The sequence below is a fragment of the Streptomyces europaeiscabiei genome (assembly GCF_001550375.1).
Taxonomy (GTDB): Bacteria; Actinomycetota; Actinomycetes; order Streptomycetales; family Streptomycetaceae; genus Streptomyces; species Streptomyces europaeiscabiei.
Genome location: NZ_LRTR01000243.1, coordinates 1 through 11,484, shown reverse-complemented (window position 1 = coordinate 11,484; position 11,484 = coordinate 1). Strand labels below are relative to the sequence as shown.

The window sequence follows — 11,484 nt, the reverse complement described above, 5'->3', positions numbered from 1 at the left end:
CGTGTTGACGCGCCGTCCGCCCGCTTCCGCATATGCCGATGCGCTTCGTGAGCCTTCTCTCTCTTGGTGCAAACGGTTACAAAAGGGTGCACTGGGGGTGCTCGGCACACAGGTGTCGCCCATGTGGCGTGTATGTTCCGGGGCCGAGAGCCATGGAAGGGACCAATCCGGTGAACAAGAAGCTCGCGGCCGCACTGTCCGGCGGTGCGGTACTGGTACTGGCGCTGTCCGGCTGCAGCAGCAGCGACGACGCAACGAACGACAAGCTGAACACCTGGGCCAAGCTGGTCTGTGACTCCGTGCAGCCGCAGATCAAGAAGATCGCGGCGGCCAACGCCTCGATCCAGAAGGAGACCTCGGACGACAGCGCACCGGCGGACGTGCAGAAGGCCGACTCCCAGGGCTTCCAGGACATCTCCGACGCGTACAAGGCGATGGCGACGGCCATTCAGCAGGCCGGGGCGCCGGACGTCGAGGACGGCCAGAAGAAGCAGAAGGCCGCGGTCGCCGAGCTGAACCAGCTGTCGACGGCGTACGGCGAGTTGAAGAAGAAGTCGGACGCGCTGAACACGAAGGACCAGGCGAAGTTCGCCGACGGGCTCGAAGGGGTTGCCACCGAGCTGGAGAAGCTGAGCAAGACCGGGAGCAACGCGCTGAAGGAGCTGGAGAAGGGGGAGGTGGGGCAGGCGATGGCCGAGCAGCAGAGCTGCAAGTCCGCGACCACCTCCGGGGTGGCGTCCGCGCCGGGTTCTTCGACCAAGAGCTGAGCGGGTCCTTCTGGGGGGGGTGGCCGGGCCGGGCCCGATGGGTTGTCCGGCGGTCGGGCTGGGAGGGGGTGGGTTTCGCCCACCGGCGCTCGCCGGGTGCCGCTGCGCCCACCCTCTCCCCACTCTCGGCTCGGTTCGAGCGGGAGGCCCCCCATGCCCTCCAGGTGTACGACTGCCCGCAGCCGGACAGATGGACGTGCTCCTGCCGCTGCCCGGTGGGCGCCGCTCCAGCGGCTCGATTGCCCGCAGCTGAGCGGGGTCACGTTGCGCGGCTACGCTGAGCGGTGTGAGTGACTTCAGGCTGTCTTCTCTGCCCTCTGCCGACCGGTCCGATGTCGCTGTGCGACTTCGGGAGGCGTTGATCGGTGCCGAATTCACCGCCGACGGGCTTCTTGACCTGCTCGGTGCCTCCGCGTACGCGGCCCTGGCGCGGAGTGAGGTCGTGCCGGCGCTCAGGGCGACCCGGGGGGACACGGCGCTGGAGGCGCTCGTGCGGTTGTTCCTGTTGCAGCAGGCGGTTCCCCGCGCGCGCGTGGAGGGCGTGCTGCCTGTCGACGCGTGCGTGGAGAGTGGATGGCTCGTTCGCGTCGGTGCGGACGGCGACGAGATCGCAGCCGCCGTCGACGTGCGGCCCTACGGCGGGCCCGGTGGTGAGGACTGGTTCATCGTGTCCGACCTGGGGTGCGCGGTCGGCGGGGCCGGAGGGATCGGGAGCCGGGACGAGGGTGTGGTGCTGGGGGTCGGTGGGGCGTCCACGACCCTGGCCGGGATCACCGTGCGGACGGCTGTCGGGTCCGCCCTCGACCTCGGGAGCGGCTCCGGCATTCAGGCGCTGCACGCCGCGCAGCACGCCACGCGCGTGACCGCGACCGACCTCAACCCGCGCGCGCTGCACATCACGGCGCTCACGCTGGCACTCTCCGGAGCACCGGCGGCCGACCTGCGCCAGGGCTCCCTCTTCGAGCCCGTCGGGGCCGACGAGACGTACGACCTCATCGTGTCCAATCCGCCGTTCGTGATCTCGCCCGGCGCCCGGCTGACGTACCGCGACGGCGGGATGGGCGGGGACGACCTGTGTCGCACGCTCGTTTCACAGGCGGGGGAACGGCTGAACGAGGGCGGGTTCGCGCAGTTCCTCGCCAACTGGCAGCACGTGGAGGGGGAGGACTGGCAGGAGCGGCTCAGGTCGTGGGTGCCGCGCGGGTGCGACGCGTGGATCGTGCAGCGGGAGGTCCAGGACGTCACGCAGTACGCCGAGTTGTGGCTGCGGGACGCGGGCGACCACCGTGGTGACGTGGCCGAGTACGAGGCGCTGTACGACGCGTGGCTCGACGAGTTCGAGGCGCGGAAGGTGAAGGGCGTCGGGTTCGGGTGGATCACGCTGCGGAAGGCGGCCGCCGCGGACTCCGAGCCCTCGATCACCGTCGAGGAGTGGCCGCATGCGGTCGAACAGCCGCTCGGCGAGACCGTGCGGCAGCACTTCGCGCGCGTCGACTACCTGCGGGGGCACGACGACGCGGCGCTCCTCGCCGCGCACTTCCGGCTCACCGCCGAGGTCGTCCAGGAGCAGGTCGGGCTGCCTGGCGCCGAGGACCCCGAGCATGTGGTGCTGCGTCAGAACCGCGGTATGCGCCGGGCCACGAAGGTGGACACGGTCGGTGCGGGATTCGCCGGTGTGTGCGACGGCAGGCTCAGCGCGGGGCGAATTCTGGACGCCATCGCCCAGCTCGTCGGCGAGGACGCGGTGGCGCTGCGCGACCGCACGCCGGTCCAGATCCGGCTCCTCGTCGAACAGGGGTTCCTCGAACCGGCTCGGTGAACCGCCGGCACCGGCGGCCGGCACCGGCGAGTGGTGCCGCCGAGTGGCGCCGCCGTGACTCGCGGGCCCGGTGACGATTTCCGTACCGTCCGATGACGGTACTGGTACCCCGCGCGACGCCCGTCCCCGTGACGTGTGAGGCGTATGCGCACTCCTGGGGCTCGTGTGTCCCCTCTGGCTGGATTGGTCCGTAAAAGGGCTCCTGTCAGTGGTGCGTGCGAAGCTATTTTCAAGAGACGGATTCGACGTGTCCTCGGGGGAGGCACGCGCTGTCTCTGGGGGAATCGGGGGATCGCGATGGCGGGGGATACGCCGGAGCAGGGCCGGGGAAGGGTCATCAACAACCGGTACCGCCTGCTGCGCACCCTGGGCGCGGGCGGCATGGGCCGGGTCTGGCTGGCGTACGACGAGGAGTTGGCCTGCGAGGTCTCCATGAAGGAGATCTCCCTGCCCGACGTCCCGAGGGACGCGACCGAGCCCGCCCAGCGGATCGCGCGGGCCCGCAGCGAGGCACGGCACGCAGCGCGGCTGCGCGGCCACCCGCATGTGGCGACGGTCCACGACGTGGTGCTCCACGACGGCCTGCCGTGGATCGTCATGGAGTACGTGCCGGACGCGATCGACCTCCAGGCGGTCGTACGGCAGCGCGGACCGCTCCCGCCCGAGCAGGTCGCCCGGATCGGGATCGCCGTCCTGGACGCGCTCACGGCGGGGCACCGGATCGGCATACTGCACCGGGATGTGAAACCGGCCAACATCCTGCTGGCCGCCGATGCCTCGGGCGACCTCTACGCGCGCGTGCTGCTCACCGACTACGGCATCGCGCTCCAGCCGGAGTCCCACGAACCCCGGCTCACCGCCACCGCCGGAATCCTCGGCACCCCCGGGTACCTGGCCCCGGAGCGCGCGCGGGGCGAGCCGCCCACACCGGCCGCCGACATGTTCTCGCTCGGCGCCACGCTGTACGCGGCGGTCGAGGGGCGCGGCCCCTTCGACCGGCACGGCGAGTACGCGACGCTCACGGCTCTTCTCGGCGAGGAGCCGACGCCGCCCGTCCGCGCCGGTGAACTGGCCCCCGTCCTGCACGGCTTGCTCATCAAGGACCCGGTGCGCCGGCTGTCGCCGGAGGCGGTGGCACGCGGACTGGAGCGAGTGGCCGGCGCGGGCGGCGCACCGACCCCGCCGGGCTGGGGAGCCACCCCCGCCTCGGCGCCCGGGGGCTTCGGACCGGCGCCCGGTACTCCCGGCACACCGGGTACGCCCGGCGGTCACGCGACCCCCGGTGCGCCCCCGGGGTACGTGGCGAGCGCGCCACCCGGGTACGTGGCCGCCGGGCAGCACGGCCTCGGAGGCACCCCGAACACCCCGGGCGCACCCCACACGCCGTACACACCGCAGACCCCGGGCGCCCCGCACACACCCGGTGCGCCCTCGGCCCCGAACACCCCGGCGGGCGGCCCGGCACCGTACGACCCGTGGCAGCAGGGGCAGCAGCCCCGCAGTCCCTACGACAGCTACAACCCGTACGGCGGCGGCCGGTCCACGCCGTACGGCGGCGGTCAGGCACCGGCGTACGGCGGCACCGTGGGCCATCAGCCGCTGCCCTACGCGGCCAACCCGTCGACGCCCTACAGGGGCGGCGGGGCCGGACCGCAGGGGAACGCGGGGTTCCTGACCATCACGGCCGGAGGGCCGCCGCCCGGTGGACCGAAGCGGAAGGTGCCCGCGGCGGGCATCGTCGCGATCGTGGTCGCCGTGCTGCTCGTGGCGGGCGGCGGGACCTGGGCCGCGGTGAACTTCACGGGCGGTCCGGACCCCAAGCCCTCCGAGACCCCGGAGGCGCTCGTGTCGGCGCCGGGCTCGGAGTACCCCTACGGCGAGCAGGCGGCCCTCAAGAAGCCGCTGGAGGTGGGGGACTGCGTCAAGGCGGTCTGGACGGGGGCGGCGTTCGCGTCGGTGCCCGACCTCGGCGTGGTGGACTGCGAAGAGGACTGGCCGGACGGTCAGGTCGTGGCCGTGGCGACGGCGTCGGACCATGCCGACGCCAGGGCCGACGGCGCGCAGCGCTGCGCAGGCCAGGCCGACGGGCTGGCCGAGGCCCTGCCCGACGCGGGGGTCTACGCGCTCCTCCCCACGAAGGAGGGCTTCGCCGCGGCCAAGGGCGGTACGGCATGTCTCGTGCTCGGCAAGCACGTCCCGATCGGCGGCGAGGTGGGCCGACTCCGTGACGTGGGCACGAACCTGTGGCCCACGCAGATGGCCGTCGGCGACTGCTGGGACTACACCACGAGGGAAGAGGGCTACGACGCCCCACTGACCGACTGTGCCGAAGCACACACCGACCAGGTCGTCGGATCGGTCCAGGCACCCGCCAACATGACCTTCGACGGAGCCCTCGCCGAAGGCGGAAAGCTGTGCACCAACAGGTTCGAGTCGAGTTGGGCGCCCGGCGCTGACCTGATCGTGTCGGGATGGGTGACCGACAAAGAGGAATGGAAGAAGGGCTTCAACACGGTGGTGTGCACGGTGCGCAACGCCGACGTGTCGAGGACGACCGGGAAGATACCCACGCCCGGCTCGGTCTGAGAGCCCGGGACGCCTCGCGTTCACCTGGGGTTCGCGCGCCCGCTGCCCGTCCGTGCCAGCCTCCCGTCCCGGGGTGTCGAGGGGTGGGAGGACGGGACATGGAGAGCGGACCGGCGATCTTCGTGGGGGTGGTGTTCTCCCTGTTCGGGGGCGGGCTGCTGCTGTGGACCACGACACGGCTGCGCCGGGGCGAGCCGGTCGCCCAGGGGGTGCGCCCCGCGCTGTCGGCGACGCTCGCGAGCACCGTGGCGGTCACCGCCCTCGTGCTCGGCGCGTGGTGCCTCACCCAGATCTGAGCCTGGCCGGTGAGCCGGTGCCGGGGAGCGGGCCGGGTAACCGGGATGTGACCCTCCGCCTCGGCCCCGAACGGATCGCTGAAGACGCCGGGCGGCAGGAATGGCGGTAGTCGGGTTACCGTTCGAGTGGCCGTTGCGGGCTTTTCCCGTTTGACACGGGGGCGGGATGTACCGTCACACTCCGCAGCGTCAGCATGACCCGACCCCCGGGCCGACCGCCGAGCCCCGTGCGAGGCAACGGCCTCCGGGGGCGCCAGCCCCGGGACGCAAGCCTGGGGAACCCCAGCGTCGACCGGAGAGAAGAGCGAAGTTGTCCCCGACCAGCGAGACCGCGAAGGGCGGCCGCCGACTCGTCATTGTCGAGTCGCCTGCCAAGGCGAAGACGATCAAGGGCTATCTCGGCCCCGGCTACATCGTCGAGGCGAGCGTGGGGCACATCCGCGACCTTCCCAACGGCGCCGCGGAGGTGCCCGAGCAGTACACCGGCGAGGTGCGCCGCCTCGGCGTGGACGTCGAGCACGACTTCGCGCCCATCTACGTGGTCAACGCGGACAAGAAGGCGCAGGTCAGGAAGCTCAAGGACCTCCTGAAGGAGTCCGACGAACTCTTCCTCGCCACCGATGAGGACCGCGAGGGCGAGGCCATCGCCTGGCACCTCCAGGAGGTGCTCAAGCCCAAGGTCCCGGTCAAGCGGATGGTCTTCCACGAGATCACCAAGGCCGCGATCCAGGCCGCCGTCGCCAACCCGCGCGAGCTGAACCAGAAGCTGGTCGACGCCCAGGAGACCCGCCGCATCCTCGACCGCCTCTACGGCTACGAGGTCTCGCCGGTCCTGTGGAAGAAGGTCATGCCGCGCCTGTCGGCGGGACGCGTCCAGTCCGTCGCGACCCGGCTCGTCGTGGAGCGGGAGCGGGAGCGGATCGCCTTCCGCTCGGCCGAGTACTGGGACCTGACCGGCACCTTCGCGACCGGCCGCGCCGGTGACGCCTCCGACCCGTCGTCCCTGGTCGCCCGCCTGCAGTCCGTCGACGGCCGCCGTGTCGCCCAGGGCCGAGACTTCGGCTCGGTCGGGCAGCTCAAGGGCGCGAACGTCCTGCACCTGGACGAGGCGAATGCCCGTGCGCTGGCCTCCGCCCTGGAGAACACGCGGTTCGCGGTCCGCTCCGTCGAGTCCAAGCCGTACCGCCGCTCGCCGTACGCCCCGTTCCGTACGACGACGCTCCAGCAGGAGGCCTCGCGCAAGCTCGGCTTCGGGGCCAAGGCGACGATGCAGGTGGCACAGAAGCTGTACGAGAACGGCTTCATCACCTATATGCGTACGGACTCCACGACGCTCAGCGACACCGCCGTGAGCGCCGCCCGCGCCCAGGTCACACAGTTGTACGGCGCCGACTACCTGCCGGCCCAGCCGCGTACGTACGCCGGGAAGGTCAAGAACGCGCAGGAGGCGCACGAGGCGATCCGCCCCTCGGGTGATCGTTTCCGTACGCCCGCCGAGACCGGCCTGACCGGCGACCAGTTCAGGCTCTACGAGCTGATCTGGAAGCGGACGGTCGCCTCCCAGATGAAGGACGCGGTCGGCAACAGCGTCACGGTGAAGATCGGTGGCACGGCCTCCGACGGCCGGGACGCCGAGTTCAGCGCCTCCGGCAAGACGATCACCTTCCACGGCTTCCTCAAGGCCTATGTCGAGGGTGCCGACGACCCGAACGCCGAGCTGGACGACCGCGAGCGCAGGCTGCCGCAGGTCGCCGAGGGTGACGCGCTCTCCGCCCAGGAGATCACGGTCGACGGGCACGCCACCAAGCCCCCGGCCCGCTACACCGAGGCGTCGCTGGTCAAGGAGCTCGAAGAGCGCGAGATCGGCCGCCCGTCGACGTACGCGTCGATCATCGGCACGATCCTCGACCGGGGATACGTGTTCAAGAAGGGCACGGCCCTGGTGCCGTCGTTCCTGAGCTTCGCCGTGGTCAATCTCCTGGAGAAGCACTTCGGGCGGCTCGTCGACTACGACTTCACCGCCAAGATGGAGGACGACCTCGACCGCATCGCGCGCGGCGAGGCCCAGGCGGTGCCGTGGCTCAGGCGCTTCTACTTCGGTGAGAGCACGGGTGCGAACGGCACGGCGGCCGAGGCCGGCAACGGTGACGGGGACCACCTCGGCGGGCTGAAGGAACTGGTCACCGACCTGGGCGCGATCGACGCCCGCGAGGTGTCGTCGTTCCCCGTCGGTGACGGCATCATGCTGCGCGTCGGGCGCTACGGCCCGTACATCGAGCGCGGCGAGAAGGACTCCGAAGGGCACCAGCGGGCGGATGTGCCCGAGGACATGGCGCCGGACGAGCTGAGCGTCGAACTCGCCGAGGAACTGCTCGCCAAGCCGAGCGGTGACTTCGAGCTCGGCGCCGACCCGGACTCGGGCCACCAGATCATCGCCCGCGACGGCCGCTACGGCCCGTACGTCACCGAGGTGCTGCCCGAGGGCACCCCGAAGACCGGCAAGAACGCGGTCAAGCCGCGTACGGCCTCGCTGTTCAAGTCGATGTCGCTGGACACGGTGACGCTGGCCGATGCGCTGAAGCTGATGTCGCTGCCGCGGACCGTCGGGGCCGACGCCGAGGGCCAGGAGATCACCGCGCAGAACGGGCGGTACGGGCCCTACCTGAAGAAGGGCACGGACTCGCGGTCGCTGCAGACCGAGGACCAGCTCTTCACGATCACCCTCGAAGAGGCGCTGGCGATCTACGCCCAGCCCAAGCAGCGCGGGCGGGCAGCCGCCAAGCCGCCGCTGAAGGAGCTGGGCGAGGACCCCGTCAGCAAGGCGCCGGTCGTGGTGAAGGACGGCCGCTTCGGGCCGTACGTCACCGACGGCGAGACCAACGCGACGCTGCGGTCCGGGGACAGCGTGGAGACGATCACGCCCGAGCGCGGGTTCGAGCTGCTCGCCGAGAAGCGGGCGAAGGCTCCCGTCAAGAAGACGGCGAAGAAGGCGCCCGCGAAGAAGACGGCGACCAAGACTGCCGCGAAGAAGGCTGCGCCGGCGAAGAAGACCGCTGCCAAGAAGACGGCGACTTCGAAGACGGCTGCGGCAAAGAAGGCGGCTCCTGCGAAGAAGGCGACGGCGGCCGGGGAAGGCGCCTAGCCGCTCGGGGTGCGGGTGCTGTGCGGCTGCGGGCCGAGTGTGGCTGGTCGCGCAGTTCCCCGCGCCCCTTCGGGGGCGGTGGCGCCGAGCGGTGGCTTGAATGGTCGCCTCGGCTTTGCTGAATGTGTGCGGGTTTTGTGCGACTTGGTTGTGCGGTGTGCGTGCGTTCGGGCGCTGCTTCGGAGTGTCGGTGGGTGCCGATAGGCTGAAAGCATGATGCGAGCCGAGCAGCCGACGGCCCACAACCCGGCCTCCGACGACGCCCTGGTAGCCGATTCCAGGGAGCGCGCCGTGCGGGCACTGCTGCGCCGACCTCAGCTGAAACGGTTGTGGGGCGCACAACTCGTGGGCGGTGTGGGCGATGTCCTCGCCCTTTTCGTGCTGGTGCTCCTCGCCTTCCAGGCGGCGATCATCGAGGGCTCCTTCGGCGGTGGATACCGGGGCGTCGCCCTGACGGTCGCGACCGTCTTCGGTACGCGTGCCCTCGCGACCCTGCTCTTCGGGGCCGTACTTCTCGGGCCGCTCACCTCGCTGACCGCGCAGGAGGGGCCGCTCGACCGCCGCTGGACCATGGTCGGCGCGGACGGGGTGCGGGTCCTGCTGCTGATCGTCGCGCCCCTGTGGATCGACTGGACGCCGGAGAACGCGCTCGCGGTGCTGCTGGTCACCGCGTTCGTGGCCGGTGTCGCCGAGCGGTTCTGGACGGTCTGCCGGGAGAGCGCGGCGCCCGCGCTGCTGCCCGCGCCGCCGCTCGAGGGCGCGACCGTACGGCCGCTCCCGGACCACATGGACGCGCTGCGGCGCCTGGCACTGCGTACGGGATTCGTCGCCGTGCCTCTCGCGGCCACGGTCCTCGTCGTCGCGTCGCTGCTCAACAATCTGCTGGGTGCGGGTCTCGACTGGTTCGGACAGCACCAGGCCGCGCTGGCCTCGTACGTCGCCGCGGGGCTGTTCGCCGCCTCGCTGTCCCTGGTGACCTTCCTCGAACTGCCGAAGACTCGCACCCCGCGCGCGCGGTCGCCGCTGGAGGGGCTGCGCCGGCCCAAGACCGGCACGGGCGTGGACAAGGGACGCACCGGTGCGATCCCGCTCCTGGTGCCGGCGTGCGGGGCGGTCGCCGGTGCGGTCGCGGCCGCTGTCGCCGTCGCCGTGCTGCACGCCAAGGATCTGGGCGGCGGTCCGGTGCTGTACGGGCTGTTCGTCGCCGCGCTGACAGGTGGTGTGGTCGTCGGGATCCGTCGGGCGCCGTCCGTGCTGCCCTCGCTGTCCCGGCGTCGGCTGCTCGCCCTCGCGATCGCCTTCACCGGTGTCGCGCTGCTCGCCGCCGGACTGACGCCGGATGTCACGAGCGTGGTGCTGATCCTGGGGCTGGCCGGAGCCGGCGCGGGGATCGCCGCCAACACCGGGCACACCCTGCTCGACCAGGAGGCCGAGGACTTCCGTAGGGCGCGGACCACCGAGCATCTGCATGCCGTCGTACGGGTGTTCGCGGCGTTGGCGGTGCTCGTCGCTCCGCTGGTCGCCGCCGTCATCGGGCCGCACCGGCTGGAGAGCGGCAAGTTCGTGTTCGCGCACGGGGGTGCGGCGTTCACGTTGATGCTGGTCGGCGCGTTGCTGCTGCCGGTGGCCGCGCTGGTGCTGGCCAAGGTCGACGACCGGTCCGGGGTGCCGCTCCGGAAGGATCTGCGGGACGCGTTGCTGAAGGGCGACGATCCGGTACAGGCGCCTGCCGGGACCGGGTTCTTCATCGCCCTGGAGGGCGGTGACGGTGCTGGGAAGTCCACCCAGGTCGAGGCGCTCGCCGAGTGGATCCGGGCCAAGGGGCACGAGGTCGTGGTGACGCGTGAGCCGGGGGCCACTCCGGTGGGCAAGCGGCTGCGGTCGATTCTGCTGGACGTGTCGAGTGCCGGGCTGTCGCATCGGGCTGAGGCGCTTCTCTACGCGGCGGATCGTGCCGAGCATGTGGACACCGTGGTGCGGCCCGCCCTGGAGCGGGGTGCCGTCGTCGTCTCCGACCGGTACATCGATTCGTCCGTGGCCTATCAGGGAGCCGGGCGGGACCTTTCGCCCACGGAGATCGCCCGGATCTCGCGGTGGGCGACCGATGGGCTCGTGCCTCATCTGACGGTGCTGCTGGATGTGTCGCCCGAGGCGGCGCGGGAGCGGTTCACCGAGGCGCCGGACCGGTTGGAGTCCGAGCCGGCCGAGTTCCACGAGCGGGTGCGGGCGGGGTTCCTGACGCTGGCCGCCGCGGATGCCGGGCGCTATCTGGTGGTCGACGCCGCGCAGGATCCCGAGGCGGTGACCACGGTGGTCCGGGCCCGGCTCGATGTGATGCTGCCGCTCTCCGAGGCCGAGGTGAAGGCGCAGGAGGAGGCCCGGCGCAAGGCCGAGGAGGAAGCGCGGCGCAAGGCCGAGGAAGAGGCCGCGCGGAAGGCCGAGGAGGAGCGGCTGGAGCGGGAGCGTCAGGAGGAGCTCGCGCGGCTGCGGGCCGAGGAGGAGGAGCGCAAGCGGCGCGAGCTGGAGGAGGCTCAGCGGCGCGAGGCGGAACGGCAGGCGGAGGAGGCCCGGCAGCGGGCCGAGGAAGCGCGCCGTCGTGCCGAGGAGGAGCAGGCGCGGCTCCTCGCGGAGGAGAAGGCCCGTGCCGAGGAGGAGGAGCGGCGGCGGGTCGAGGAGGAACGGCGTCGCAAGCAGGCCGCGGAGGAGCAGCGGTTGCGGGCGGAGGCGGAAGCGCTCCGCCTGGAGAAGCAGCGGAAGGCCGAGGAGGCGTTGCTCCGGGCCGAGGACGCTCGGAGGGTGGCCGCTGCGGCGGAGGCCGAGCGGGCGGCCCGGGTCGAGGCGGAGAGGGTCGCGGCGCAGAGGGCCGAGGCCGAG

The 11,484-nt window shown here is 71.7% G+C and carries 6 protein-coding genes; all 6 read left to right on the top strand.

What is annotated here, in order from left to right:
• The first annotated feature begins 152 nt into the window (after nt 1-152).
• On the top strand, nt 153-767 hold the full coding sequence (locus AWZ10_RS11750) for a hypothetical protein (protein ID WP_046708026.1): 615 nt from the start codon (nt 153-155) through the stop codon (nt 765-767).
• 286 nt (nt 768-1,053) lie between these two features.
• The gene (locus AWZ10_RS11745; RefSeq protein ID WP_046707518.1) at nt 1,054-2,586 is read left to right on the top strand and encodes a DUF7059 domain-containing protein; all 1,533 of its coding nucleotides are present in this window, start codon (nt 1,054-1,056) and stop codon (nt 2,584-2,586) included.
• A gap of 297 nt (nt 2,587-2,883) precedes the next feature.
• On the top strand, nt 2,884-5,172 hold the full coding sequence (locus tag AWZ10_RS11740; RefSeq protein ID WP_060891030.1) for a serine/threonine-protein kinase: 2,289 nt from the start codon (nt 2,884-2,886) through the stop codon (nt 5,170-5,172).
• Nucleotides 5,173-5,270: 98 nt separating this feature from the next.
• Complete coding sequence (locus AWZ10_RS11735) at nt 5,271-5,468, top strand: hypothetical protein (RefSeq protein ID WP_046707520.1); 198 nt, start codon at nt 5,271-5,273, stop codon at nt 5,466-5,468.
• Nucleotides 5,469-5,778: 310 nt separating this feature from the next.
• Nucleotides 5,779-8,610, top strand: a complete 2,832-nt coding sequence (gene topA, locus AWZ10_RS11730; protein ID WP_046707521.1) for a type I DNA topoisomerase — start codon at nt 5,779-5,781, stop codon at nt 8,608-8,610.
• Nucleotides 8,611-8,823: 213 nt separating this feature from the next.
• Nucleotides 8,824-11,484, top strand: a 2,661-nt coding sequence (tmk, locus tag AWZ10_RS11725) for a dTMP kinase (RefSeq protein WP_060891031.1), incomplete at its 3' end; no start/stop codon positions are given.

Coding starts and splice junctions, on each gene's coding strand:
- AWZ10_RS11750 (WP_046708026.1), top strand. CDS start 153: ATGGAAGGGACCAATCCGGTGAACAAGAAGCTCGCGGCCGCACTGTCC.
- AWZ10_RS11740 (WP_060891030.1), top strand. CDS start 2,884: ATGGCGGGGGATACGCCGGAGCAGGGCCGGGGAAGGGTCATCAACAAC.
- AWZ10_RS11735 (WP_046707520.1), top strand. CDS start 5,271: ATGGAGAGCGGACCGGCGATCTTCGTGGGGGTGGTGTTCTCCCTGTTC.